The following is a 25,226-nucleotide window of genomic DNA, read 5'->3' on the forward strand; positions in this document are numbered from 1 at the left end:
CGGCTCTGAGGTCCGATCGTCACGTGAGCCCCGGGAGGGAACCCTCCCGGGGCTCACGCGTTCATCCGGGTGGGTTAGCGTCGGGGCAGTCTTCGAGGAGCGGTGATGAGCGAGAGTCCCAACCCGGAACGGGCCGCACTGGCGGGCCCTGCACGCACGATGGTCATGGCGGGCGCCGGGCTCGCGGTGGTCGTGTGGCTGCTCGGCTTCTTCTCGGTCTTCCCGATCGTGCAGGTGGCGCCCGCGCTGCTGCTCGGCGGTGGCGCGCTGGCCGCGGTGGCGCTGCTCCCGCGGGCGGACCGCTTCCTGATCCCCGCGGCGGTGCTGGCCGCCGTCGGGTTCCTGCTGTTCGTGCAGCTGGGAGTGCTCGGCTCGCAGGTCGCCGGGCTGGCGGGCGGCTCGCTCGGCGGCATCGAGATCGCCGCGCTGGTGCTGGCGTTCCTCGAGGCCGCCGTGCTGGTGGGTGCGGTGCTGCTGGAGGCGGGCGTCGTCTCGCTGCCCGCCCCGAAGCCCGCCGCCCCGCCGCAGCCGTACTACGGCGGGCAGTACCCACCGCCGCAGGGCGGCGGGTACCAGCAGCAGCCCACCCCGTACTCCTACGGCTACCCGCCGCAGCAGCAGCCCTACGGCGGCTACCCGCAGCAGCCCGGTTACGGCCCCCCGCAGGGCTGGGGCGGCCCGGCCGAGGCGCAGGCCGGCTACGGTCAGCCGCCCGCCACGGGTTGGTCGGGTCAGGGGGGTCAGCCGGGTCAGCCGGGTCAGCCGGGTCAGCCGGGGCAGCAGGGTCAGCCGGGCCAGCCGGCTCCGGTGGGTGCGTACGGCCAGCCGGGTGCCCACCCCCAGCCCGGACCGCAACACGGATCCCCGCCCGCCCCGCCCACCCCGCCCGCGGGTCAGCACACCCCCACCGAGGTGGAGCAGACCCGCATCGAGTCGCCCGCCGAAGGCAGGCACTCCGGCGGCGTCCCGGACAGCGACCGGACCACCACCATCGCCGTCGACCCGGAGCGCCGCGACACCTGACGCTCAGGGAGCCGCGCACTCCGGTTGAGCGAGTCCCGCGCTCCGGTCGTGCGGAACTCGCGCGCTTCTGCGCGACTCGCGATTCGGCTCCGCGAGTGGGGCGCTCGAGGCGCGCGGACCGGTCCCGCGAGTCTCGCGTCTCAACCCCGCGAGTCTCGCGTTCGAGCCCAGCGAGTCTCGCGCCTCAACCCCGCGAGTCCCGCGTTCGACCCCGCGAGTCTCGCGCTTCTGATGCGCGAGACGCGGGCTTGAGGCATGTCTCGCGTCACCGGTTCGACCCGGGTCGAGTTCGTCGCGCTTGCTGCCGGCCCTCAGTGAGGTGTCCTTGCCGCCGCCCAGGCTGGAAAGATCCACTCTTAGGGAGCGGTCCGGTCGCGAATCGACCGCTGCCCTCCCGGATTGTGGATCATGGCCGGGTCGGCGGGTCGGCGGGTCGGCGGGTCGGCGGGTCGGCGGGTCGGCGGGTCGGCGGGTCGGCGGGTCGGCGGGACGGCGGGACGGCGGGACGGCGGGACGGCGGGACGCCGAGCTCGGCGGGGTGTCGGGCGACGAGAACGAGGGACGGGCGGCGGTCCTCCCCGCTCGCCGGGGTGGTGCGGGTGCTCGTTGACCTCGGGGTCGGGGCGCGCGGCGAGGAACCTCCGCCGCCTGCCCGGAACGTGATGATCCATTCGTGGGGAGCGATCCGGTCGCGAGTCGACCGCTGCTCTCCCGGCTCGTGGATCATGGCCGGGTCGCCGGGTCGCCGGGTCGCCGGGTCGCCGGGTCGCCGGGGCGCCGGGTCGGGCGGGTCGGCGGGTCGGGCGGGTCGCCGGGTCGCCGGGTCGGGCGGGTCGGCGGGTCGGCGGGCGCGGGTCGGCCCGTGCCGGGATGGCGACGCTCGAGGGGTCGGGCAACGAGGTCGAGGCTCGGGCGACGGTCCCCAGGCCGCCGGGTTGCCGGGTGCTCGTCAACCTCGGGGCCGGCGGCCCTCGGTGCGGAACCTCGGCCGCCCACCCGGACCGCCATGATCCATTCGTGGGGAGCGGTCCGGTCGCAACTCGACCGCTGCCCTCCCGGCTCGTGGATCATGGCCGGGGTGCCGGGGTGCCGGGGTGCCGGGGTGCCGGGGTGCCGGGGTGCGGGATGGGCGGGTTGTCGGGATCCGGCTCGGCTCGGGTGCTGCGCCCGGTTCTCGATGCTCGACGACCCGGCTCGCCACAGGCCGCTGCGGCGTGGCGGGCTGACTCTCGGGGGTCGCGCTGTAAGGCTCGGGGGATGACCCGATCGCTGCGTGCACCCCGCGCCGCCGAGGCGGGCTCCTCGCGCGTCGGCCGCGACCCGGATCCCGACGCCGATCTCGAGTCCGACGGTGCGGCCGACGAGGCGCGCGGGCCCCGACCGCCCGAGGGGCTGGACCGGTTCCGGATCGTCCTCGCCGCGGCGATGGGCACGGTGCTCGTCGGCTACGCGCTGCTCGTCCCGCCCGCGCTGGTCGTGGTGCTGGCGGGCGGCGGGGGCGGCTCGGTGGACGGCGCGTTCGCCGCGGCCATCCCGCTCTGGCTCGCCGCGCACCTGATCCCACTGGACCTGCAGGGCCAGCCCCTGAGCGTGCTCCCGCTGCTGCCCGCGCTCCTCGTCGTCGCGATCGTGTCGGTGGGGGCGCGCTGGGCGGTGCGCAGGCTGGGGGGCCGCTTCCGGCACGACGCCGGTGCCGTCGTCGCCGCCTCGGCCGGGGCCCACGCCGCCGTCGCGGTGTTGGGCAGTGCGCTGCTGCCCAGCGCCGCCGAGGTCGGTGCCGCGCCCTGGGCGGCCATGCTCGGCGCCGGGCTGGTCGCCGCCATCGGCGCCGGGGCCGGCGTGCTGCGGGCGTGCACCCTCCCCGAGAGCTGGCGCGCACGACTGCAGGGCTGGCCCGCCGCGGGCCTGGCCGGGGCCGTGGTCGGGGGTGCGGCGCTGGCGTTCGCCGGGTCGATCGTGCTCGTCGTCGGGCTGGTGTTCGGCGCGGGCCGTGCCCACGACATGTTCGAGTCCCTGACCCCCACCGGGGGCGGCGCGCTGGGCCTGACCCTGCTCTGTATCGCCTATCTCCCCAACGCCGTGGTCGGCGGGGCCGCCTGGCTGCTCGGCCCGGGCGTCGACATCGGGCTGGGGGCCTGGACCCCGTTCGGCGGTGCGCCCGATGCGGTGCCGCCGTTCCCGCTGCTCGCCGCCCTGCCGACGGTCCCGTCCCCGGCCTGGGCGGTCGTCGTGGTGGTGGTGCCGGTCGGGATCGGGCTCGTGGTCGGCGGGGTCTGCCGCACCGCCCTCGGCGGCGCGACGGCCGCCGAGCGGCTGCGTGCCGTCGGCGTCGCGACGGGGGTGCTGGCGCTCGGTGCCGCGGTGGTCGCCCTCGCGGCGGGCGGGCGGCTCTCCGCGGGCGACTTCGACCCCGTGGCGATGCCCGCCGGTCTGACGGTCCTCGCGGTGCTGGTGTGGGTCGGTGGCCCGGCGGCGGTCGTCGCGCTCGTGCAGCGGGGCGGACCGCCTGCCCGGTCGGACTCCGCGGACGAGGACCTGGCCTGGTACCGCGACGGCTACACCGAGGATCAGCCGCTGGTCGAGGACGACGAGGCCGCGCGGGACGAGGAGGCGTCGCCTGCGGCCGACACCGTCGAGGACCTCGAGTTCAGCGGGCCTTCGGGCGGCGACGACCGGGCGGGCACCGACGGCCTCGACAGCGCCGACGCCGACGCCGCCGACACCGAGGGCCCCGCCGCGGAGGAGGGATCGGAGGACGGCGACCCCGCCGCGGCGCCGGCCCCGGAGAACGACGGCGACGGGATGGACAGTCGTACGGGCGGTGCGACGTCCCCGGGTCGGGGGCGGCGTTCGGCCGCCGCGGGCCCGCGGGGGCACGGTGGTCGCCGCGGCGACCGGACGGCAGCGGTCGACGCCGCCCGACGCCGGCGCGAAGCCCGCTTGGCCCGTGGCGCCGCAGCGGAGACCCCGCGGTCGGAGGCGGTCGAGCGGCCGCGTGCCGAGGGCCTCAGCGCCGAGGGGCCCCGTGCCGAGCAGTCCAGCAGCGACGGGCCTCGCGCCGAGTCGACGCGCGCAGACCAGCCCCGTGCCGAGCAGTCGCGTTCCCGGCGACCCCGCGCTGAGCAGCCGCGGCCCGAGGGGCGCGGCGCCGAGCAGTCCAACAGCGACGGGCCTCGCGCGGAGTCGACGCGCGCAGACCGGCCCCGTGCCGAGCAGCCCCGCCCTGAGCACGCGAGCATCGAACACTCGAGCACCGAACACTCGAGCACCGAACAGCCCGGTCCCGACCAACCCCCCACCGCACGACGCGGACTGCTCCGCCGCCGCGACCCCCGGGAGAAGACGGACCCACCGGGCCGGACGCCCCCCGCCGCCCAGGAGACCGAGCCCGCCCCGCGGACGGTGGCCGAGCTCGTCGCGCTGCGGAAACGCCAGGCCGAGGCCGCTCGTCCAGCCGAGGACTGAGCGGGCCCGAGCGCGTCGGCGGACCCGAAAGGGCAGGTCCCCGCGCTGTGACCGCCGTCGCGGCTTACGCTGGTGGGGTACCGAACCCGGCCCGAGGAGACAGGTGCCCGCCTCGTCGAGCGCAGACCCCACCGCGGGGGCCCGCGTACCCGGCCGAGCCCGGCTCGTCGTCCTCGCCTCCGGAGCAGGCACTCTGCTGCAGGCCCTGCTGGACGCGGGCGCGGACTTCCCCGGCGAGGTCATCGCCGTCGGCAGCGACCGGGCGGACGCCCATGCCCTCGACCGCGCGGACCGCGTGGGCACGGCCACGTTCACCGTGCCCCCGAAGGCTCACGCGGACCGCGCCGCCTGGAACCTCGCGTTGCTGGAGGCGACCCGTCCGCACCGCCCCGACCTGGTCGTCTGCGCCGGGTTCATGCGGATCCTGGGTGCCGCGTTCCTCGACGGGATCGGCTGCCCGATCGTCAACACCCACCCCGCGTTGCTGCCCGCCTTCCCCGGTGCGCACGCGGTCCGGGACGCCCTGGCCCACGGCGTGAAGGTCACCGGGAGCACCGTGCACCTGGTGGACGCCGGGGTCGACACCGGCCCGATCCTCGCCCAGGAGGCCGTCCCGGTGCTGCCCGGGGACACCGAGGCCACCCTCCACGACCGCATCAAGATCACCGAGCGACGGCTGCTGCTGTCCACCGTCGCCGAGCTGTGCAACGGAGAGAGAGACCAGTGAGCGAGCGCCGTCCCATCAAGCGGGTCCTGATCAGCGTCTACGACAAGGCCGGTCTGCTCGACCTCGCGACCGGGCTGCACGCCGCCGGGATCGAGATCGTCTCCACCGGGTCCACGGCCCAGCGCATCGCGGACGCGGGCGTTCCCGTGACCCCCGTCGAGGAGCTGACCGGGTTCCCCGAGTGTCTCGACGGCCGGGTCAAGACCCTCCACCCGCGCGTCCACGCCGGCCTGCTCGCGGACACCCGCAAGCCGGAGCACCTCGCCCAGCTGGAGCAGCTCGGCATCGCGCCGTTCGACATGCTGGTGTCTAACCTGTACCCGTTCACCGAGACGGTGGCGTCGGGCGCCACGCCGGACGAGTGCGTCGAGCAGATCGACATCGGCGGGCCGGCGATGGTCCGCGCGTCGGCGAAGAACCACGACAGCCTCGCCGTGATCACCGACCCGACGCGCTACGGGTGGGTGCTGGAGCAGATCGGCGCGGGCGGGTTCACCCTGGCGGACCGGCGGGCGCTCGCGGCCGAGGCCTTCCGGCACACCGCCGCCTACGACGTCGCGGTCGCCTCCTGGATGGGCAGCGTCCTGGCCCCCGGGGACGGTGCCTTCCCCGAGTGGGCGGGCGCGACCTGGACCCGCACGGCGTCGCTGCGCTACGGCGAGAACCCGCACCAGGCCGCGGCGCTGTACGCGAACGGCACGCCCGGCCTCGCCGCCGCCGAGCAGCTGCACGGCAAGGAGATGTCCTACAACAACTACGTCGACGCCGACGCCGCCTGGCGGGCCGCCCACGACCACGGCGACCAGCCGACCGTCGCGGTGATCAAGCACGCCAACCCGTGCGGGATCGCGGTGGGCGCGGACGTCGCCGAGGCGCACCGCAAGGCCCACGCCACCGACCCGGTCAGCGCGTACGGCGGCGTCATCGCCACCAACCGCGAGGTGTCGGCCGAGATGGCGCGGCAGGTCAAGGACATCTTCACCGAGGTCGTGCTCGCCCCCGGCTTCGCCCCCGAGGCGCTGGAGATCCTGCAGACCAAGAAGAACATCCGGCTGCTGCGGCTGCCCGGCGAGGTCGTCCGGACGGGTGCCGAGATGCGTCCGATCAGCGGTGGGCTGCTCATGCAGCAGCGGGACGCGATCGACGCCCCCGGCGACGACCCCACGTCCTGGAAGCTCGTCGCGGGCGAGGCCGCGGACGAGCAGACCCTCGCCGACCTGGCGTTCGCGTGGCGGGCCTGCCGCGCGGTGAAGTCCAACGCGATCCTGCTGGCGCGGGACGGGGCGGCTGTCGGCGTCGGGATGGGGCAGGTCAACCGGGTCGACTCCTGCCGGCTCGCGGTGACCCGCGCCGAGGACCGCGCCGAGGGCTCGGTCGCCGCCTCGGACGCCTTCTTCCCCTTCCCCGACGGCCTCCAGGTGCTGATCGACGGCGGCGTGCGGGCCGTCGTGCACCCGGGCGGGTCGATCCGGGACGAGGAGGTCACCGCCGCCGCGGCCGCCGCGGGCGTGACCCTCTACCTGACCGGGACCCGGCACTTCGCCCACTGACCCGGCGGGGCAGCAGCCGGAGCAGGGCCAGGGTGGCCGCGATCAGGGTGCTGATCGCGACCACCCACCACAGGACGTCGAGCCCGCCGACGGCGAGGGCGCCCGCGGGCGCGGCCGTGAGCGCGGTGTCACCGACCCTCCCGTACATCAGATCGGGGCCGGGCTGAGATGGTGCCAGCGCGCCGTGCGGCCCTGGGCCAGGGCGGTCGCGGCGGCGAGGTAGACGGCCTGCTGGAACAGGTCGTAGCCGAACTCGACGACGATCGGTGCGGCCAGCAGGATCCCGCGCCACCCGCGGCGGCGGACCGTCCAGATCCGCTCGACCACGAACACCGCGGTGACCAGCAGCCAGACATCGCGCGGCGGCCCGAGCTCGCCCAACGCCGCGAACAGCGCCGTGGCCAGCAGGAACAGCACCACGGCGAGGATGCCGAGATACATTCCGACCTGCTGGAGCCAGTACGGCGCGGTGACCCGGGAGAAGCCGTATGCGCGCAGGTTCTCCAGCGCACCGCGCTGCCAGCGCATCCGCTGGTGCCAGAGGTCGCGCCAGGTCGGCATGACCTCGGTCTCGACGGTGCACCCGGCAGGCGACACGGCGCGCAGGCCGAGCGTGCGTACGGCCAGGGTGATCTCGTTGTCCTCGGTGAGCGCGCGGGAGTCGTAGACGTCGCCGGGGCGGCCGGGCAGGCCGGTGCCGCGCTCGGCGGCGATGCGGCGCAGGGTGCGCACCCGGAAGAGGGTCGCGGTGCCCGTGAGCACGCGGGCGCGGCCGCCGCGGCGGGCGATCTCGCGGGCGTAGCGGGTGTACTCGTTGCGCTGCAGGGCGCCCGGCAGCGCGCGGAGCCGGAGCTCGCCGAGCAGGCCGTGCGCGTCGTCGGGGCGGCCGTGGAAGATCCCGCCGATCGCGCCGACGGTCGGGTCGTCGAGGTGGGCGCGCGCGAGCGCGAGGAAGTCGCTGCTCAGGGCGCTGTCGGCGTCGAGGACGAGGAGCAGGTCGGCGTCGTCGAGGGTGGGGAGCAGGACGCGCAGGGCCTGGTTCAGGGCGCCCGCCTTGCGATCGGTGTTGCCGACCGTCTCGAGCACCTCGGCGCCGTGCGCGAGGGCGACCGCCGCGGTCCCGTCGGTGCACCCGTCGGCCACGACGACCACCCGGTCCGGGCCGACGCGCTGTGCCCGCAGCGACGCCAGGGCCGCGGGCAGGGCGCGCTCCTCGTCGTGCGCGGGGACCAGCGCGACGATCCGTGTGTGCTCCATCAGGCGCAATCCTGCTGCGCCGTACAGCCTCAAGGCCATCTTGTCTTTTCGCGGATCTTCGGCTACCCGATCGTGGCTTGAGCGAGCCGGGCGGCTGCGTTAGAGTTCGAACGTCAGTTCGAACACCGTCTCCCCGCGGTGTCGCTCGTCGCGTGGGAGAGGTGTCGCCGTGTGCCGTCGTGGTGTCCGGGTCGTTGCTGGTGGGAAGGGGTCTCCCCGGTCGCTGGGCGGGCTCGTCGCCGGAGGGGTCCGCGGCGGGGTGTGTGTCGGCGATGCGGGTCGCCGGCCGGGCCGTGCGGGGTGGTCGGAGAGTGCGGGCGGGCATGCTCTGCGTGAGATCCGCTCGGCGAAGACCACCCGGGAGGGTGACGAGGAGCGCGGTGGTGGTCACGCCGGGTCGGGGGACCGGTGAGGGCGGCGGAGCCGTGGCCGCCCGCGGAGTGGACGGACTGGCCCGAGCAGGAGCCTGGCGGCACGGTGGTGGGGAGCGGCCGTCCGCCCGGTGCGGCGCGAGGGCCGGGGAGCCACCCGGAGGAGGCCCGCCGGTCCGCGGGCCCGGAGCGGTCGGCGGCGCGCTCGGGGGAGAGTGCCGCCGACCGGCTCGCCGCGGCCCGTGGGCTGCTGCGCCGGATGGAGGAGCGGACCGCCGGGACGGAGCGCCCCGCACCCGCTCCGGGGGAGGACGGCCGGGTGCTCCCGGTCGCGGCGGCGCTGTCCCCGCTGCTGCCCGCGGGAGGGCTGCGGCGGGGGAGCACGGTGGCGGTCGCGGGTGGCCCCGGGTCGCTGTCCCTGCTGTTCGCGCTGCTCGCCGAGGCGTCGGCGGAGGGCGCGTGGGCGGGGGTGGTCGGGGTGCCCGGGCTCGGTGCGGTCGCCGCCGCGGAGGCCGGGGTGCGGCTCGAGCGGCTCGCGCTCGTGCCCCAGCCGGGTGCGGACCTGGTGGCGGTGGCGTCCGCGCTGCTCGACGGGCTGGACCTCGTGGTGCTGGCCGGTGCCCGCGGGGTGCGGGCGGGGGACCGGCAGCGGCTGGCCGCCCGTGCCCGGCAACGCGGGTCGGTGCTGCTCGCGCTGGGCCCCTGGCCCGGCGCGGACCTGACCCTGGGCTGTCGGGACGTGCGCTGGCGCGGGACCGATCGGGGCGCGGGCAGGCTGCGCGCGCGCCGCGCGGTGGTGCACTGCGGCGGCCGGGGCACGGGGGTCGCGGGTCGGGAGGCGGAACTGCTGCTGCCGGGTGCGCGGGGGGTCGCGGAGGTGGGGCACGTGGCCGATCCCGGTGTGGCCGATCCCGGGTGGCCCGGCGCGGGCCCGGGCGCGGAGGAGCCGGTGGCCCGGGCGGCGGTGTCGTGAGCGGCGGCGCCGACGATCGCCGTCCGCGGCGCGCAGGTGCCGGATACGGCACCTATGCACCGCAGGCCGCGATCGGGTGGCCCCGATGAGCGCGGAGCGGGTGGTGGCGGTGTGGGCGCCGGACTGGCCGGTGGTCGCGGCCATGAAGGCCGCGCATGTGTCCCCCCACCGGCCCGCGGCGGTGTTCCTGGCCAACCGGGTGGTGGCGTGCTCGGCGGGGGCCCGGTCCTCGGGGGTGCGCCGGGGGTTGCGCCGGCGCGAGGCGCAGGCACGGTGTCCCGACATCGCGGTCCTGACCCCGGACACCGAGCGGGACACGCGGGCGTTCGAGCCCGTCGTCGTCGCGGTGGAGGAGCTGGCGCCGGGCGTGGAGGTGGTCCGGCCGGGGTTGCTCGTGCTGCCCGCGAAGGGCCCGGTCGGGTACTTCGGCGGCGAGCGGGCCGCGGCCGAGCGGCTGGTCGACCAGGTGGCCGCGCGGACCGGCGTCGAGGTGCAGATCGGGTTCGCGGACGGGCTGTTCGCGGCGGTGCTCGCGGCGCGGCGCGGCGTGGGCGTCGAGGCCGGGCGCAGCGCGGAGTTCCTCGCCCCGCTGAGCGTGGCGGAGCTCGACCGGGAGCCGGACGTCGACCGGGCCGAGCTCGTCGACCTGCTGCGCCGCCTGGGGCTGCGGAGCCTGGGGGCGTTCGGCGCGCTCGCGGCCGCGGACGTCGCCTCCCGTTTCGGCGCCGACGCGGTGCTGGCCCACCGGCTCGCCCGCGGCCTGGACCCCCGCCCGCCCGTCCGTCGTCGACCGCCGGAGGAGCTGGCCGCCGAGGTCGAGCTGGACCCGCCGGTGGAGCGGGTGGACGCGGCCGCGTTCGCCGCCCGGTCGCTCGCGGAGCGGCTGCACCGCACGCTGGCCGGGCACGGTCTGTCGTGCACGCGGCTCGGGGTGTGGGCGCGCACCGAGCAGGGCGAGGAGCTGGTGCGGGTGTGGCGGTGCGCGGAGCCGCTCACCCCCTCGGGCACGGTCGACCGGGTCCGCTGGCAGCTCGACGCCTGGCTCACCCGCGGCGGCTCCGGCGCGGTCGTCGCGCTGCGGCTCACCCCGGAGGAGACGGTCACCGCGGGGGCGCTGCAGCTCGGGCTGTGGGGAGACGTCGGGGAGTCCGACGAGCGCGCAGGCCGCGCCCTGGTCCGGGTGCAGGCCCTGCTCGGGCCGGAGTCCGTGGTCACGGCGGTGCTGACGGGCGGCCGTGATCCCGGGGAGCGGGTGCGGCTCGTGCCGTGGGGAGACGACCGCGAGGCGGGCACCCGCGGCGCCGGTCCGCTCGAGGGCCCGCCCGCCCCTGTGCCGACCCCCGGCTACGGCCCCTACCCGGACGCCCTGCGCCGGTCCGTGCTCGCCCACCCTGCCGGCCGAGCGCTGGGCGTCCGCACACCCCCGGCCCTCCACCTCGTCCGCGAGTCCCCCACCCCGGACCCGCGAGTCCCCCACTCCGGCCCCGCGAGTCCCGCACCCCGGCCCCGCGAGTCCCGCACCTCGGACACACGAGTCCCGCACCCCGGACCCGCGAGTCCCCCGGACCGGACCCGTGAGCCCCTCGGTCCGGACACGCGCGTCCCCCTCACCGAGCCCGCGAGTCCTCTGCTGCAGGCTCGCGAGTCGGACACCGGCGCTGGAGAGGAGGTCTCGGGTGATGCCCCCGCGGGTGTCGGGTCGGGTGCCACGCCGGACTCGGCGCCGCAGCCCCCGCGTCCCCTCGAGCGCGCCGCCCCGCGCGGGTTCGCCCCGGACGCTCCGGAGGCCGCGCTGCGCGGCACCGCACCCGCGAACCACAAGGAGCCCGTGGCCCGCGGGCCCGCCCGCTCCCAGGCGGTGCGCACGGCCGCGGCGGCGCGGGACCCGGTGCCCGCCTGGCCCGGCCGGTTGCCCGCGCCCTCGCCCGCGACGGTGCCCGCCGAACCCCTGCCCGTCGAGCTGCGAGACGCCGCGGACCAGCCCGTCCACCTGCCCGAACCGGACCTGCTCAGCGCCGACCCGCACCGCCTGCTGCTGCCGCCGCACCCGCCCCGGGAGATCCGCGGCTGGGCGGGGCCGTGGCCGGTGGTGCAGCGCTGGTGGTCGCCGGAGGGCGCGGTGGGTTCCCGGCTGCAGGTCGAGCTGTCGGACGGTGTCGCCCTCCTGCTCCGGTACCGGGAGCAGCGCTGGTGGGTCGTCGGGATCTACGACTGAGCCGGGCCCGGAGTGGTCGCGCCGCCGGACCCGTCGGCCGCGGTGCCCGCCCGATGTCCGACTCGCGTGTCCGGAGTGGGGGACTCGCGGTCAGCGGGGCGGGACGCCGTTCAGGGTGAGGGCGAAGCGGCCGATCGTGCCCGCGAGGGCGTCCACGTTGCGGTCCAGGGCCTGGCGGTCGGCGTTGGCGAGGGTGTCGCAGGCCTGGTGGTAGCAGGCGTCGTACGGGGTGCCCGCCGTGCCGCCCCACTGTGTCGCCTGCTCGGGGGTCTTCGCCTCCTCCGCGCCGGTGAACAGCCCGCCCGCGGGGATGCCCGCCTCGATGAAGGGGCCGTAGTCCGAGCGGCCGTCGAAGTCCGTGCCGGAGCCCTGCACCCCGACCGCGGCCAGCTGCTCGAGCAGCACCTGCTCCACCGCGGCCGACCCCGCCGGGCCCGGGCCCTCGCCCTCGCGGTCGGAGTCGTCGCCGTCGTAGACGAGGTAGCCGGGGTTGGGCGACCCGACCATGTCCAGGTTCAGGTAGAGCGCGATCCGCGCCGCATCCTCCGGTGCGAGTCCTTCGACGTACCGCGTGGAGCCGACCAGGCCGACCTCCTCGGCGCCCCACCACGCGAACCGCACGGCCTGCTCGGCGGCGGGGGCGGGGCCCAGGGCCAGGGCGACGTCCAGCAGCGCGGCCGATCCGGTGCCGTTGTCGTTGATCCCGGGTCCCTCCGGCACGGAGTCGAGGTGCGCCCCGGCCATCACGACCCGGTCCGGGTTCCCGGTGGTGGTCTGCGCGATGACGTTCCGGCTGGTCGTCTCGGTGGTCGTGGCCGCGACGAGCAGGGTGACCGGCGCCCCGGCGCGGGTGGCGAGCTGCTCCCCGACGACCTTCGAGACGCCCAGGGACGGGACCGTGCCGTCGAGGTCGCCGAGGGTCCCGTCGAGCGGGCCGTCCTCGCTGTTGGAGACGATCAACGCGGCGGCCCCCGCCGTGCGCGCGTTCTGGGACTTCACCCCGAACGGGCAGGTTCCCCGCTGGACGAGCACGACGGCGCCCGTGGGTGTCCCGGCGAGTTCCTCCGGTGTGCAGCCGAGCGTGCCCGCCACGTGCAGCGGTGCGCTGACCTCGCCTGCGGGGGAGAAACCCATGGCCCCCGCCTCGACCGGGGCGCCGTCCACGGTCAGCCGCTTGTCCTGGACCGCGAACGCCCGGACGTCGAACGACGGGGTGTCCACGGTGAAGCCCGCCGCTCGCAGCGTCTCGGCCACGTAGTCGACGCTCGCGTCGTAGCCCGGGGTGCCCAGGGCGCGGTTGCCGCCGTGCTCGTCGGCGATCGCCTGGAGCCGCTCCAGGTGGGCGTGGGCGCGGTCGCCGCTCGCGGTCGCGACGAGTCGCGCGGGCAGCGTCGGGTCGCTCGCCGGCGCCGCGGCGGGTGCCGGGGCTGCACCGCAGCCCACCAGGAGGGCCGTGAGTCCCGCGAGCCCCACGAGCCCCGCCAGTCGTCCGCGCATCGATACCCCGTTCGTCCGGTTTCGATCAGTGTCCGCCATTCGGGCGCCGTGTGCCGGGCCGGAGTATCCACGGACGCTCCACGGCTGCGGCACAGGCTCCTCTCAGGCTGAGGGAGTGGAATCAGAAGCATCGGGAGTGAGCGCGACCGGTAGCTGGGGAGCCCCCGGGTCCGCGCCCCCCGTCGGACCGGATGACGCCGGTCGGGGGCTGGGGAGCGGCCCGGCCGGTGTCATCCGGTCAGCTCTGTGCGCTGCACGGACGTCCCCGGCGGTGGTCCGTTCGGGTGGCACTCGTCCGAACCTGTGGATGACTCGGCCGTCGCGCCTTTCGGGCTGGCCTTCTCGTCGAGGGCAAGGTCTAGCGTCGCGCCCATGCGGATCGGGGAGCTGGCCGAGCGCGCGGGGGTGAGCCCGCGGGCGTTGCGGCACTACGAGGAGTTGGGCCTGCTGCCCGCGCGGCGGGCGGCGAACGGGTACCGGGCCTACGGCGCGGAGGACGTCGCGGCGGTCGCGGAGATCCGGGCGCTGGTGGATCTCGGCATGTCGCTGGAGGAGACGCGCCCGTTCGTCGAGTGCCTGCGGGCGGGGCACCCGAGCGGCGGGAGCTGTCCGGACTCGATCGCGGTCTACCGGGCGAAGCTCGCCGAGGTCGATGCGTCGCTGGCCCGGCTGCAGGCGATCCGCGCCGAGCTCGAGGGGCAGCTGGAACAGGCCCGCTGCCAGTTCACCGGGGGAGAGACATGATCGAGGAAGTCACGGACGCGGGGTTCGCGCCGCGGGTGCTGGAGTCGCCGCTGCCGGTGCTGGTGGAGTTCACGGCGACCTGGTGCCCGCCGTGCCGGATGATCGCGCCGGTGCTCGCCGAGCTGGCGCAGGAGCTGGCGGGGCGGGTCGAGATCGTGGCGCTGGACGTCGACGAGAACCCGCGCACCGCGGCCGCCGCGGGGGTACTGGGCATGCCCACGCTCGCGCTGTACCGGGGCGGTGCGGTGGTCGCGCAGGTCACGGGTGCGCGGCCGAAGGCGGCGCTCCGATCCTGGCTGGGCCCGTTCCTCCCGGTGGTCGCCTGATCGAACACATGTTCGAGTAGAGTGGGGGGATGGGGTGGAGCAACCCGGACGTCAGCTGGCGCGAGCTGGAGGGGATCCTCTCGGGCCGCTCCGGGGCGAGCCTGACGGGCGGCCCGGAGCGGGACGGCGGGGACTCGCCCGCCTGGTCCGCCAGGCGTGGGCCGTACGAGGCGCCACCCCTGGAGCGGGGCGAGTCCGCCACGCCCTACGCGGAGCTGCACTGCCACTCGAACTTCAGCTTCCTCGACGGGGCGAGCCATCCGGAGGAGCTCGTCGAACGGGCTCACGAGCTGGGTCTGGAGGCGCTCGCGCTCACCGACCACGACGGGATGTACGGCGTGGTCCGCTTCGCCGAGGCCGCGCGCGGGCTGGGGATGCGCACGGTCTTCGGCGCCGAGCTGAGCGTGGGGCTGTCCGCGCCGCAGAACGGGGTGCCCGATCCGGAGGGCAGCCACCTGCTGCTGCTCGCCCGAGGCCCGGAGGGGTACGGGGCGCTGTGCCGCACGATCAGCGCGGCGCAGCTGCGCGGGGCGGAGAAGGGCCGCCCGGTCTATGCCCCGGCGGAGGTCGTGGAAGACGTGCGGGGGCGGGTCGTCGCGCTCACCGGGTGCCGCAAGGGCACGGTGCAGCAGGCGCTGCGCCGCGGCGGTCCCCGGGCGGGGGCGGAGGCGCTACGGGGTCTGGTGGACCGGTTCGGCCGGGAGCACGTCGTCGTCGAGCTGACCCACCAGGCGCTGCCCGAGGACACCGAACGGAACGACCTGCTGGCCGCGCTCGCCGCCGAGGAGGGCGTCCCGGTCGTCGCGACCACGGCGGCGCACTACGCGCGGCGAGAGCGGTTCCCGCTGGCGAGCGCGGTGGCGGCGGTGCGGGCCCGCCGCAGCCTGGACGACGCGGACCCCTGGCTGCCCGCCGCGGTCTCGGGGCACCTGCGCGGCGGGGACGAGATGGCGCGGCGCTTCGCCCGCTACCCGGGGGCGGTCGAACGCGCGGCCGTGCTGGGTCGGGAGCTGGCGTTCGAGCTGCGGCTGGTGGCGCCGGACCTGCCCCCGTTCGACGTCCCGCCCGGGGAGACCGAGGCGAGCTGGCTGCGGGCGCTGACCTGGCGGGGGGTCATGCAGCGGTACGGCAGCGGTGCGGAGAACCGGTTCGCCGCGGACATGGTGAAGCACGAGCTGGAGATCATCGAGAGCAAGAACTTCCCCGGCTACTTCCTGATCGTCGCGGACATCGTGGCGTTCTGCCGCCGCGCGAACATCCTCTGCCAGGGCCGGGGCTCCGCCGCGAACTCCGCGGTCTGCTACGCGCTGGGGATCACCCACGTCGACGCGGTGCGCCACGGTCTGCTCTTCGAGCGGTTCCTGTCCCCGGACCGGGACGGCTACCCGGACATCGACCTGGACATCGAGTCCGGCCGTCGGGAGGAGGTGATCCAGTACGTCTACGAGCGGTACGCGCGCACCCACGCCGCCCAGGTGGCGAACGTGATCACCTACCGGCCCCGCTCGGCGGTGCGGGACATGGCGAAGGCGCTGGGCTTCTCGCCCGGCCAGCAGGACGCGTGGAGCAAGCGGATCGAGCGCTGGGGCGGGCTGTCGGGAGACGAGGGGCTGCCGCAGCCGGTGCTGGACCTGGCGGGGCAGCTGCTGGGGTTCCCGCGCCACCTCGGGATCCACTCCGGCGGCATGGTGATCTGCGACCGTCCGGTGTCCGAGGTGGTGCCGGTGGAGTGGGCGCGGATGGCGGACCGGACCGTCGTGCAGTGGGACAAGGAGGACTGTGCGGCGGCCGGGCTGGTCAAGTTCGACCTGCTCGGGCTGGGGATGCTCACGGCACTGCACCTCATGCAGGACCTCGTCGCGCGGTACGACGGCACGAAGGTCGAGCTGCACGATCTCGACCAGAGCGATCCCGCCGTCTACGCGATGCTGCAGCGGGCGGACTCCGTGGGTGTGTTCCAGGTGGAGTCGCGGGCCCAGATGGCCACGCTGCCGCGGCTGAAGCCCCGCGAGTTCTACGACCTCGTGGTCGAGGTGGCGCTGATCCGGCCGGGGCCGATCCAGGGCGGGTCGGTGCACCCCTACATCCGGCGCCGGAACGGGCTGGAGACCTGGGAGTACGACCACCCGCTGCTGGTCGGGGCGCTGGAGAAGACCCTCGGCGTGCCGCTGTTCCAGGAGCAGCTGATGCAGATCGCCGTGGACGTGGCGGGCTTCTCGGCGTCGGACGCGGACGAGCTGCGCCGCGCCATGGGCTCCAAGCGGTCCGCGGAGCGGATGGAGAACCTGCGGGAGCGGTTCTTCGCGGGCATGGCGGACAAGGGGATCCCGCCGGACGTCGCGGAGACGATCTTCCAGAAGATGCTGGCCTTCTCGAACTTCGGCTTCCCGGAGAGCCACTCGATCAGCTTCGCCTCGCTGGTCTACGCCAGCTCCTGGTTCAAGCTCTACCACCCCGCCGCCTTCTGCGCGGCGCTGCTCAACTCCCAGCCGATGGGGTTCTACTCGCCGCAGTCCCTGGTCGCGGACGCACGGCGGCACGGGGTGAAGGCCTTCGGTCCGGACGTCAACCGCGGCGGCGCGGCCGCGATCCTCGAACCCGACGCCGCGAGCGCCGGCGGCTGGGCGGTCCGGACCGGACTGCGGGAGATCCGCACGATCGGCACCGAGCTCGCCGAGCGGATCGAGGAGGAGCGCGTGCGGGGCGGCCCGTACGCCGACCTCGCCGACCTGGCCCGCCGGGTCCAGCTCACCGGACCCCAGGCGGAGGCTCTCGCGACGGCGGGGGCGTTCGGCTGCTTCGGGATCGACCGGCGGGCCGCGTTGTGGGCGGCCGGGGTGGTCGCGAGGGTCCGCCCGGAACACCTGCCGGGGGCGGCCGTCGGGCTGGCGGCGCCCGCCCTGCCGGGGATGACGGACGTCGAGGAGACGGTGGCGGACGTCTGGGCCACCGGGGTCTCGCCGGACTCCCACCCGATGCAGCACCTCCGGGAGAAGCTCGACGGGCTCGGCGCCGTCCGGATCGACCGGCTCGACCCGTTGGGCGGGGACCCGCACGATCCGGACCGCCCGCCGCGGCGGGTGCTGGTCGGCGGGCTGGTCACGCACCGGCAGCGGCCCGCGACCGCCCGCGGGGTCACGTTCGTGAACCTGGAGGACGAGAGCGGGATGCTCAACGTCACGTGCTCCGAGGGGCTGTGGGCCCGGTACCGCTCCGTGGCGTTGGGCAGCGCGGCGCTGCTGGTGCGGGGAAGGCTGGAACGAAGCCCCGAGGGCGTCCTCAACCTGCTGGCGGACCGCCTCCAGCGCCTCCCGCTGACGGTCGCGGTGAAGTCCCGGGACTTCCGGTGAGACGGGACGCGGCCGGGCTCGAGCGGCCGGCCGCGCCCCGAGCCTCAGTGGACGAGCGGGTTGCCCATGGAACGGGCCGGGCCGCCCAGTTCCTGGGTCATGCCGTCCACGAAGATGTAGATCGCGACGAGGCAGAACAGCGCCGCGCCGATCCCCGCGATCGTGAGCAGGCCCGTGCTCCCGGTCAGGGTGGCCACCAGGACGAGCGCCACCGTGATCGTGACCAGGGTGAACAGTGTGGTGAAGGCCAGCGGTAGCCGCAGCGTGGCCAGGGTGAGCACCGCGAAGACGGCGAGCCAGCCGATCAGGAAGGTCGCCTGCGCGGTGGCCGTGTCGTCCGCCGGGATCTTCAACCAGTCGTTGACCAGGGAGAGGACGAGGTAGGCGTAGCTCAGCCAGAAGGTCGCGAACACGGTGAAGATCGCGCCCACGGCGCCCTGCCCGATCCGGATCGCCCACCAGCCCGCCACCAGCAGGCCGAGACCCGAGACGACGAGCGTCATCGGGACGAGCGTGCCCACCGCCGCCGCGGGCAGGTATCCGAACAGGTAGAGCGTCAGGCCGATCCCGCCCACGAGGAAGGCGGGCAGGCCGAGGAGGGCGGGATTGCCGGTCGGCGCTGCGGGTGGCGCCTCCACCGGGCTCGTGGTCGCGGTGCTCGCGGGGCTCTCAGTGGTCATGACACGCTCCAGACGTCGTTGATCCGAGCGCGGAGCGAGCACGGGCGCGGGTGTGCTGTGTGCTCCGTCACACGTATTAACGTCCACATCGGGCGGTGCCGCTGTCTCGATCTGACACACGACGACGAACCCGGGCGGGTGCCCGGGCTCGTCGTCGGGGTGCGGGGGCTACTTCACCAGGGCGTTGCCCAGGGGCATCGCCTTCCCGCCCAGGTCCTGGGCGAACCCGTCGAACAGGATGTAGGCGAAGATCGCGCAGAAGATCAGGGTCGTGATGCCCGCGATCGGGAACAGCCCGGCGTTGCCCGTGCTCACGCCGAGGAAGGCCAGCGCGAACGTGATGTCCACGAACACGAAGCCGGCGGTGAACGCGATCGGCAGCCGCAGCGTCGCCAGGGTCAGCAGGATGAACACCAGGGTGAACGACAGCAGGTAGGTGCGCTGCACGTTCGCCACGGCCGCGGCGTCGGCGACCCCCCACCAGCCGCTGGTCAGGCCGGTCAGCAGCGCGCCGAAGCTGAGCCAGAACGCCGAGAACACCCCGAAGATCGCGGCCACGGTGTTGGCGGCCAGGCGTGCCGCCCACACCGCCGAGATCATCAGGAACAGGCCCGCGGACAGGCTGACGATCGGGATCATGCCGCCCGGCAGGGCCGCCGTGTCCAGGTAGCCGAGGAACCACAGGCCGAGCGTGACGCCCGAAGGGAGGAAGGTGATCAGGCCCAGCAGCGCCGGATTGCCCGCCGGAGCGGGGGCCACCGGGGCCTCTGGTGCGGCATGCGCCCCGGTCTGCACGTCGCTTTCGACAGTCATGAATGCTCCTCGTCGAGTCAGCCGGCAGGGCTTGCCCCGGAGACGGGACGTCAGCGCCGGCGCAGCGATTGTGCGCGGCGTCACAGACGCGGCGGACCCTACGAACGGGCAGACCCCGACCTCGACTTTCTCGGTGCAACCGTCTCGGTCGGCGGGGTGAGCTGACCGTTCGGGCAGCCACGACGTGGTGAACGGGGCGCGCGGGCGGCGCCCCGGCCCGGTCCCGACGGTTCTGCGAGGATGGCCCCGTGACGGCGAGACGGACGGCGGCGACGCGGTGCGCCCTGCCCGCCGCGGGGGCGACGCGGTGAGCCGCGCCGAGGAGGAACCCGACCAGCCGGATCTCCCCGACCGTGCCGACGTCTGGCCCGCCCGTTCCGAGCGGGACCGCCGGGCGGCGAGCGATCCGGCCTCTGCCCCGCACCCCTCCGAACGTGACGCGGCGATCCGGCCCGGCTGGTCCCGCAGGCCCTGGCCCGCTGCCCAGTCCGCCGCCGCGCCCGCCGCCCTGCCCGTCGACCCGCCCGCCGCCCGACCCGACGCCTCGTCGGGCCCGCCGCCCGGCCGGCCGACGGTTCGGCCTGCCACCCAGGCGGCCGGTCCGCCCGCCGGTCCGCCGTGGAGAATCCCGAGCCCGCCCCCGAACCCGTCGCAGGGCCCGTCCCAGGGCCCGTTGCAGGGTGGGCCGGCGACGAGCCCGTCGAAGAACCCCCCGCAGGGCGGCTCGTCGACGAACCCGCCGCCGAACCCGTCGCCCGTCATCCTGGAGGGCGGGGTGGGCGGGCCTAGCGCCCGGACCCAGCCGACCCCGGTCGTCCGGTCCGCGGCCGAACGCCGGACCGGCACGCCCATGCCGCCGGAGGCCGAGACCCTCGGGGCAGGCGGGCCGCACTCCACCGACGTGCCGCGGACCACGCCCACCCGGGTCGGGGCGCGGGCGTGGCTGGAGACCCACGGCGCGCTGCTGATCGTGCTGCTGATCGCCGCGTTCGGCATGGTGCAGGTGCTCACCGAGCACTGGCGGCAGGGATCGGCCCTGCTGGGCGGGTCGCTGCTGGTCGCCGCGGTGCTGCGCGGGGTGTTGCCGCCCCCGCGGGCGGGACTGCTCGCGATCCGGGGCCGGATCGTCGACGTCGTCTGCTACACGGGCTTCGGCATTGCGGTGCTGCTGCTCGCCCTCACGATCACCCGCGGCTCGCTCACCGTCGGCTGAGCGGCGCCTCCGGCGCTCGTGAGTGGTAAGTGGTGCTCTGGCACCACTTACCACTCACGGGCCGCGGAGCGGCGGGTCAGAAGGAGGAGAGCGCCTCGTTCAGGGTCTTGCTCGGCTTCATCACCGCGTCGGTCTTGGCCTTGTCGACGTAGTAGTAGCCGCCGAGGTCCACGGGCGAGCCCTGGACCGCGTTCAGCTCCTCCACGATGGTCGACTCGTCCGCGGCCAGCTTCTCGGCCAGCGGAGCGAAGATCGCGGCGAGCTCCGGGTCGGCGGTCTGGCGCGCCAGCTCCTGCGCCCAGTACAGCGCGATGTAGAAGTGCGAGCCGCGGTTGTCGAGCTCGCCGACCTTGCGCGACGGCGACTTGCCCGTCTCGAGCAGCGTGCCGGTGGCGGCGTCCAGCGTGGCCCCGAGGATCTTCGCCCGCTCGTTGTCGGTCTTCTCCGCCAGGAACTCCAGCGAGACCGCCAGCGCCAGGAACTCACCGAGGGAGTCCCAGCGCAGGTGGTTCTCCTTGACCAGCTGCTGCACGTGCTTCGGCGCCGAGCCGCCCGCGCCGGTCTCGAACAGGCCGCCGCCGTTCATCAGCGGGACGATCGAGAGCATCTTCGCCGAGGTCCCCAGCTCGAGGATCGGGAAGAGGTCGGTGAGGTAGTCGCGCAGCACGTTGCCGGTGACCGAGATGGTGTCCTCGCCCGCCTTGGCGCGCTGCAGCGTGTACCGGGTGGCCTCGGCGACCGGGAGGATCTCGATCGTGAGGCCGTCGGTGTCCAGCTCGCCGAGCTGGGCCCGCACCTTCTTGATGATCTCCGCGTCGTGGCCGCGGGTCTCGTCCAGCCAGAACACGGCGGGCCAGCCGGTGGCCCGCGCCCGCCCGACGGCCAGCTCCACCCAGTTGCGGACCGGCGCGTCCTTGGTCTGGCAGGCACGCCAGATGTCACCCGGCTCGACGGCGTGCTCGAGCAGCACGTCGTCCCCGTCGAGGACCCGGACGGTGCCCGCGGTCTCGATCTCGAACGTCTTGTCGTGCGAGCCGTACTCCTCGGCCTTCTGCGCCATCAGGCCCACGTTGGGGGTGGTGCCCATGGTCGTCGGGTCGAAGGCGCCGTGCTCGCGGCAGAAGTCGACGGTCTCGGCGTAGAGCGGCGCGTAGGACGAGTCCGGGATGACGAACTTGGTGTCCTGCTGGGCGTCGTCCGCGTTCCACATCTGGCCCGACGACCGGATGGCGGCCGGCATCGAGGCGTCGATGATGACGTCGGACGGCACGTGGAGGTTGGTGATCCCGCGCGCGGAGTCGACCATCGCCAGGCGCGGACCGGAGGTGTAGCCGGCCTCGATCGCGTCGCTGATGGCCTGCTTCTTGTCGGCCGGGAGCTTGTCCAGCGCGGTCAGCACGGAGGCGAGCCCGTCGTTCGGCGACGCGCCGACCGAGGCCAGGTCCTCGCCGTACTGCGCGAAGACGTCCTTGAAGTACGCCTTCACGGCGTGCCCGAACAGGATCGGGTCGGACACCTTCATCATCGTGGCCTTGAGGTGCACGGAGAACAGCACGCCCTGCTCGGCGGCGTCCGCGACCTGCTCGGCGAGGAAGGTGTTCAGCGCGGCGGCGCTCATGACCGCGGCATCCACGACCTCGCCCTCGAGGACCTTCAGCCCGTCCTTGAGCACGGTCTCGGTGCCGTCGGCGGCGGTGTGCACGATCCGCAGCGTGGTGGCCGCGGGGAGCGTCACGGACTTCTCGGAGTGCCGGAAGTCCCCGTCGCTCATGGTCGAGACGTGGGACTTCGACTCGGGCGACCAGGCGCCCATCGAGTGCGGGTGCTTCTTGGCGAAGTTCTTCACCGAGGCGGGCGCGCGGCGGTCGGAGTTGCCCTCGCGCAGCACCGGGTTGACCGCGGAGCCCTTGACGGCGTCGTACGCGGCGCGTGCGGCCTTCTCGGCCTCGGACTGCGGGTTCTCCGGGTAGTCCGGCACCGCGTAGCCCGCCGCCTGCAGCTCGGCGATCGCGGCCTTGAGCTGGGGGATCGAGGCCGAGACGTTCGGCAGCTTGATGATGTTGGCCTCGGGTGTCTTGGCCAGCTCACCGAGCTCGGTGAGCGCGTCGGACACCCGCTGCGAGTCGCTCAGCAGGTCCGGGAACTGCGCGAGGATCCGGGCGGCGAGCGAGATGTCCCGGGTCTCGACGTCGATCCCCGCCTTTCCGGCGTAGGCCTCGATGACCGGGAGGAGGGAGTGGGTCGCCAGGGCAGGCGCCTCATCGGTATAGGTGTAGATGACCTTCACTGCACGCCGCTCCAAATCTCCGCAGACTCCGTCGACTTCTCTCGGCGCCCACGCTATACCGTACGCGCGTCCTGTTTCATCCCGAGGTCGCCGACATCGCACTGGGCTACGGTGGGGACCCACGGTGTCACGGGGAGGGGCGATCATGGCGCTGCGGCCCAAGTTCACGGTGCCCAAGCTGGAGGCGTCGTCCTTCAAGGGGTGGACGTTCGTGCTGATCGCGGGCACGGTGCTCGCCGTCGTCGCGATGTTCACCCAGGGATCGGGCACCACGAACGAGACCGGCTGCGTGATGGCCGTCCAGGGTGCCGCCCCGCTCGACGTCTACCGCAGCGCCAGCACCCAGTTCGAGCCCGTCGACCAGCTGGCCCCCGGCGCCCGGGTGGACGCCGAGCCCGGACTGATCGAGAACGGGTTCCGCAAGCTCCTCGGCGACAACCGCTGGGCGGTCAACGAGCGGCTGGCGGCGACCGAGGGGAGCACCTGCTAGACCGTGTTGGTTCTTGCCACGGCGAACGTCAACGGCGTCCGGGCGGCCTCGGCCAAGGGGTTCCTCGACTGGCTCGCCACCACGCCCGCCACCGTCGTCTGCCTGCAGGAGGTGCGGGCCCGGCCCGATGAGCTGCCCGCGGGCTTCCCCGGAACCGGGTGGCACCTCACGCTCGAGCCCGCGCAGGGCGCGTCGGCCAAGGGGCGCAACGGCGTCGCGATCCTCAGTCGGGACGAGCCGCTGGCCGTGCGCACCGGGATCGGCGACCCGGAGTTCGCCGAGCAGGGCCGCTACGTCGAGGTGGACCTGCCGGGCGTCACGGTCGGGTCGCTGTACCTGCCGAAGGGCGCGGCGGGCACGCCGAAGCAGGAGGAGAAGGACCGCTTCCTCACCTCCTTCGCCAAACACCTGGCGGGCACGAGCGGACACACGGTCGTCGCGGGGGACTTCAACATCGCCCCGGCCGAGGCGGACATCCGGAACTGGAAGGGCAACCTCGCCCACTCCGGGTTCCTCCCGCACGAGCGCGCCTGGCTCGCCGACCTGCACGCCGCAGGCTGGCAGGACACCGTGCGCGCCCTGCACCCCGGCGTCGAGGGCCCGTACACCTGGTGGTCCTACCGCGGCCGGGCCTTCGACAACGACGCGGGCTGGCGCATCGACCACGTCCTGGCGACCCCCGGGCTGACCCCCGTCGAGGCGCGGGTGGAGCGGGCCGCGAGCTACGACACCCGCTGGTCGGACCACGCACCCGTCCTGGTCACGTTCGCATGATCCCCTCCCGCCTGGTCGGCGGCCGCTACCTCGTGCTCGACGGCCTCGGTGCCGGCGCCATGGGACCGGTCTGGCGGGCCCAGGACAAGGTGACGGGCAGGCCGGTCGTCGTCCGCGAGCTGCACCTGCCCGGCCGCCCCACCGCGGCCGACCACACCCGCTTCCGGGACGCCCTGCTGCGCGAGGCGCGGCTGATCGGCGCCCTGCGCGACCCGGGCCTGCTCACCGTGCACGACGTGCTCTCCGACGGAGAGCTCGACCTGCTCGTCACGGAGTACACGGACGGCGTCCGGCTCTCGGACCACACCTCCTCCGGCGGTCGGCTGTCCTACGAGGACGCCCTCGACCTCGCGCGCAGGCTGCTGGGCACCCTCGGCCGCGCCCACGAGGTCGGGCTGGTGCACGGGGCGATCCGGCCCGCGGCGGTCGTGCTCGCCGAGGGCGGGCGGATCGCGTTCACGGACACCGGGCTCGCCCGGGCGCGGCTGGCCGTCGATGCGACCGGCGAACCCGTGAGCGCCGCGGACGACCTGCGTGGCCTGGGTGAGACCCTCGCCCGGACCGCCGCGCTGGAGCCGCCGTTCGCGGACGTCGTCGACCGGCTGCGCTCCGCCGAGCCGCCGACCGTGCACGAGGCGCTCGCCGAGCTGGAGGAGGCGGGCGAGCGGCGCCGGACCTGGTTCGGCTTCCGACGCGCTTAGAACGAGGACGCCGACGCACGGCCCACCGAGCCGCGGCCCGCTGTGCTCGGATGGGTGGCCTGGTGGTGGCGCGTGGCGCAGCTTTCTGATGATCCGCGTTCTGACGGTCCGAGGCCCCGTCCATCCGAGCGCCGTTTGACCGGGCAGGGGCGTTGTGGCGCGAAGCTCTGGTTCCTGATGGTCCGGGGTGCTGGTGGTCCGGCGGGGGGTCGACCTGATGGACGTGCGGTGGCGCGTGGCGCAGCTTTCTGATGGTCCTGGGTGTCGACCATCCGAGTGCGGTCTGACCCGGCAGGGGCGTTGTGGCGCGAAGCTCAGGTTCCTGACGGTCCAGGGCGCCGGTGGTCCGGTGACGGGCTGATCCGGCGCGGGTTTCGCGCCGCGAAGCTCAGGATCCTGACCATCTCGCACCCGACGGTCGGCGGGGCGGATCGTCCGGCGCTGCTGTCAGCTGCGTCGGTGGATGGAGGGGCGGTGTGAAGCTCAGGCTCCTGATGGTCCGGCAGCCCATCGATCCGGCCCGAGGACCGTCGGGTGCGAGATGGTCAGGAACCTGAGCCTGGTGACGCGATGCTGTTCGCGGGTCAGACCGCACTCGGATGGTCGGGGCTTCGGACTGTCGGGATCCTGAGCTTCGTGCCCGGATGCCGCAGCCGGGTCCGAGGAGCTCGGATGGTGCGGCCGCCGGACCATCAGGAAGCTGAGCTTCGCGCGGCGATGCCGAGGCCGGGTCGGAGGGGGCGCGGATGGTGCGGTCTCTGGACCGTCAG

Annotated in this window: 17 protein-coding genes and 1 pseudogene; 13 read left to right on the plus strand and 5 right to left on the minus strand. The window is 74.9% G+C overall.

Annotation, left to right across the window (positions count from 1 at the left end):
• Nucleotides 1-105 precede the first annotated feature (105 nt).
• The 4 genes from L3X23_RS31075 (at nucleotide 106) to purH (ending at nucleotide 6,765) form a co-directional block, all read left to right on the plus strand.
• Nucleotides 106-1,023, plus strand: a complete 918-nt coding sequence (locus L3X23_RS31075; RefSeq protein ID WP_237196755.1) for a DUF5336 domain-containing protein — start codon at nucleotides 106-108, stop codon at nucleotides 1,021-1,023.
• A 1,257-nt stretch (nucleotides 1,024-2,280) separates the two neighbouring features.
• A complete protein-coding gene (locus L3X23_RS31080; RefSeq protein ID WP_237196757.1) occupies nucleotides 2,281-4,488 on the plus strand; it encodes a DUF6350 family protein in 2,208 nt (735 codons plus the stop codon).
• Nucleotides 4,489-4,591: 103 nt separating this feature from the next.
• The gene (gene purN, locus L3X23_RS31085; RefSeq protein WP_237196759.1) at nucleotides 4,592-5,215 is read left to right on the plus strand and encodes a phosphoribosylglycinamide formyltransferase; all 624 of its coding nucleotides are present in this window, start codon (nucleotides 4,592-4,594) and stop codon (nucleotides 5,213-5,215) included.
• Entirely contained in the window at nucleotides 5,212-6,765 is a 1,554-nt protein-coding gene (gene purH, locus L3X23_RS31090) for a bifunctional phosphoribosylaminoimidazolecarboxamide formyltransferase/IMP cyclohydrolase (protein WP_237196760.1), read from the plus strand. Before purN ends, purH begins: the two co-directional genes overlap by 4 nt.
• A gap of 147 nt (nucleotides 6,766-6,912) precedes the next feature.
• Here purH and L3X23_RS31095 read toward each other — a convergent pair whose 3' ends face one another.
• The gene (locus tag L3X23_RS31095; protein WP_237196762.1) at nucleotides 6,913-8,022 is read right to left on the minus strand and encodes a glycosyltransferase family 2 protein; all 1,110 of its coding nucleotides are present in this window, start codon (nucleotides 8,020-8,022) and stop codon (nucleotides 6,913-6,915) included.
• Between the two features lie 408 nt (nucleotides 8,023-8,430).
• Between L3X23_RS31095 and L3X23_RS31100 the strand changes: the two genes are divergently transcribed.
• Together L3X23_RS31100 and L3X23_RS31105 are read left to right on the plus strand one after the other, a co-directional pair.
• Nucleotides 8,431-9,366, plus strand: coding sequence for a hypothetical protein (locus tag L3X23_RS31100; protein WP_374204949.1), 936 nt, complete (start codon nucleotides 8,431-8,433; stop codon nucleotides 9,364-9,366).
• Between the two features lie 85 nt (nucleotides 9,367-9,451).
• Nucleotides 9,452-10,708: pseudogene (locus tag L3X23_RS31105) on the plus strand (DNA polymerase Y family protein); the annotation flags it as partial.
• A 963-nt stretch (nucleotides 10,709-11,671) separates the two neighbouring features.
• On the opposite strand, the gene L3X23_RS31110 reads toward L3X23_RS31105, so the two are convergent.
• Complete coding sequence (locus L3X23_RS31110) at nucleotides 11,672-13,078, minus strand: M28 family peptidase (RefSeq protein WP_237196764.1); 1,407 nt, start codon at nucleotides 13,076-13,078, stop codon at nucleotides 11,672-11,674.
• Nucleotides 13,079-13,450: 372 nt separating this feature from the next.
• On the opposite strand from L3X23_RS31110, the gene L3X23_RS31115 reads away from it, so the two are divergent.
• Genes L3X23_RS31115 through L3X23_RS31125 form a run of 3 tightly spaced genes read left to right on the plus strand, consistent with a single transcriptional unit; the run spans nucleotide 13,451 to nucleotide 17,498 of the window.
• Nucleotides 13,451-13,822: a MerR family transcriptional regulator gene (locus tag L3X23_RS31115; protein ID WP_093077221.1), complete on the plus strand. Its 372-nt coding sequence runs from the start codon at nucleotides 13,451-13,453 to the stop codon at nucleotides 13,820-13,822.
• Nucleotides 13,819-14,148, plus strand: a complete 330-nt coding sequence (locus L3X23_RS31120; RefSeq protein ID WP_255734029.1) for a co-chaperone YbbN — start codon at nucleotides 13,819-13,821, stop codon at nucleotides 14,146-14,148. The genes L3X23_RS31115 and L3X23_RS31120 overlap by 4 nt, the downstream gene beginning before the upstream one ends.
• Nucleotides 14,149-14,177: 29 nt before the next feature.
• Entirely contained in the window at nucleotides 14,178-17,498 is a 3,321-nt protein-coding gene (locus L3X23_RS31125; protein WP_237196766.1) for an error-prone DNA polymerase, read from the plus strand.
• Between the two features lie 44 nt (nucleotides 17,499-17,542).
• Here the strand turns inward: L3X23_RS31125 and L3X23_RS31130 are convergent, their stop codons facing one another.
• Together L3X23_RS31130 and L3X23_RS31135 are read right to left on the minus strand one after the other, a co-directional pair.
• Complete coding sequence (locus tag L3X23_RS31130; RefSeq protein ID WP_237196768.1) at nucleotides 17,543-18,178, minus strand: acetate uptake transporter family protein; 636 nt, start codon at nucleotides 18,176-18,178, stop codon at nucleotides 17,543-17,545.
• 168 nt (nucleotides 18,179-18,346) lie between these two features.
• On the minus strand, nucleotides 18,347-18,991 hold the full coding sequence (locus L3X23_RS31135; RefSeq protein ID WP_237196769.1) for a GPR1/FUN34/YaaH family transporter: 645 nt from the start codon (nucleotides 18,989-18,991) through the stop codon (nucleotides 18,347-18,349).
• Nucleotides 18,992-19,298: 307 nt separating this feature from the next.
• On the opposite strand from L3X23_RS31135, the gene L3X23_RS36405 reads away from it, so the two are divergent.
• A complete protein-coding gene (locus tag L3X23_RS36405) occupies nucleotides 19,299-20,204 on the plus strand; it encodes a DUF3017 domain-containing protein (RefSeq protein ID WP_237196771.1) in 906 nt (301 codons plus the stop codon).
• Between the two features lie 76 nt (nucleotides 20,205-20,280).
• On the opposite strand, the gene L3X23_RS31145 is transcribed toward L3X23_RS36405, so the two are convergent.
• The gene (locus L3X23_RS31145) at nucleotides 20,281-22,491 is read right to left on the minus strand and encodes an NADP-dependent isocitrate dehydrogenase (protein WP_237196773.1); all 2,211 of its coding nucleotides are present in this window, start codon (nucleotides 22,489-22,491) and stop codon (nucleotides 20,281-20,283) included.
• A gap of 145 nt (nucleotides 22,492-22,636) precedes the next feature.
• Between L3X23_RS31145 and L3X23_RS31150 the strand changes: the two genes are divergently transcribed.
• From L3X23_RS31150 to L3X23_RS31160, 3 genes are read left to right on the plus strand one after another with little or no spacing between them, the layout of a single operon-like run.
• Entirely contained in the window at nucleotides 22,637-22,981 is a 345-nt protein-coding gene (locus tag L3X23_RS31150; RefSeq protein ID WP_093077236.1) for a hypothetical protein, read from the plus strand.
• Nucleotides 22,982-22,984: 3 nt separating this feature from the next.
• Nucleotides 22,985-23,755, plus strand: coding sequence for an exodeoxyribonuclease III (locus L3X23_RS31155; protein WP_237196775.1), 771 nt, complete (start codon nucleotides 22,985-22,987; stop codon nucleotides 23,753-23,755).
• Nucleotides 23,752-24,456 carry a protein kinase gene (locus tag L3X23_RS31160; RefSeq protein WP_237196777.1) on the plus strand — a complete coding sequence of 235 codons (705 nt, stop codon included), beginning with the start codon at nucleotides 23,752-23,754 and terminating at the stop codon, nucleotides 24,454-24,456. Before L3X23_RS31155 ends, L3X23_RS31160 begins: the two co-directional genes overlap by 4 nt.
• Nucleotides 24,457-25,226: the final 770 nt, after the last annotated feature.

Source organism: Pseudonocardia sp. WMMC193 (assembly GCF_021728735.1).
Taxonomy (GTDB): Bacteria; Actinomycetota; Actinomycetes; order Mycobacteriales; family Pseudonocardiaceae; genus Pseudonocardia; species Pseudonocardia oroxyli.

Coding starts and splice junctions, on each gene's coding strand:
- L3X23_RS31075 (WP_237196755.1), top strand. CDS start 106: ATGAGCGAGAGTCCCAACCCGGAACGGGCCGCACTGGCGGGCCCTGCA.
- L3X23_RS31080 (WP_237196757.1), top strand. CDS start 2,281: ATGACCCGATCGCTGCGTGCACCCCGCGCCGCCGAGGCGGGCTCCTCG.
- L3X23_RS31095 (WP_237196762.1), bottom strand. CDS start 8,022: ATGGAGCACACACGGATCGTCGCGCTGGTCCCCGCGCACGACGAGGAG.
- L3X23_RS31110 (WP_237196764.1), bottom strand. CDS start 13,078: ATGCGCGGACGACTGGCGGGGCTCGTGGGGCTCGCGGGACTCACGGCC.
- L3X23_RS31115 (WP_093077221.1), top strand. CDS start 13,451: ATGCGGATCGGGGAGCTGGCCGAGCGCGCGGGGGTGAGCCCGCGGGCG.
- L3X23_RS31120 (WP_255734029.1), top strand. CDS start 13,819: ATGATCGAGGAAGTCACGGACGCGGGGTTCGCGCCGCGGGTGCTGGAG.
- L3X23_RS31125 (WP_237196766.1), top strand. CDS start 14,178: ATGGGGTGGAGCAACCCGGACGTCAGCTGGCGCGAGCTGGAGGGGATC.
- L3X23_RS31130 (WP_237196768.1), bottom strand. CDS start 18,178: ATGACCACTGAGAGCCCCGCGAGCACCGCGACCACGAGCCCGGTGGAG.
- L3X23_RS31135 (WP_237196769.1), bottom strand. CDS start 18,991: ATGACTGTCGAAAGCGACGTGCAGACCGGGGCGCATGCCGCACCAGAG.
- L3X23_RS31150 (WP_093077236.1), top strand. CDS start 22,637: ATGGCGCTGCGGCCCAAGTTCACGGTGCCCAAGCTGGAGGCGTCGTCC.
- L3X23_RS31160 (WP_237196777.1), top strand. CDS start 23,752: ATGATCCCCTCCCGCCTGGTCGGCGGCCGCTACCTCGTGCTCGACGGC.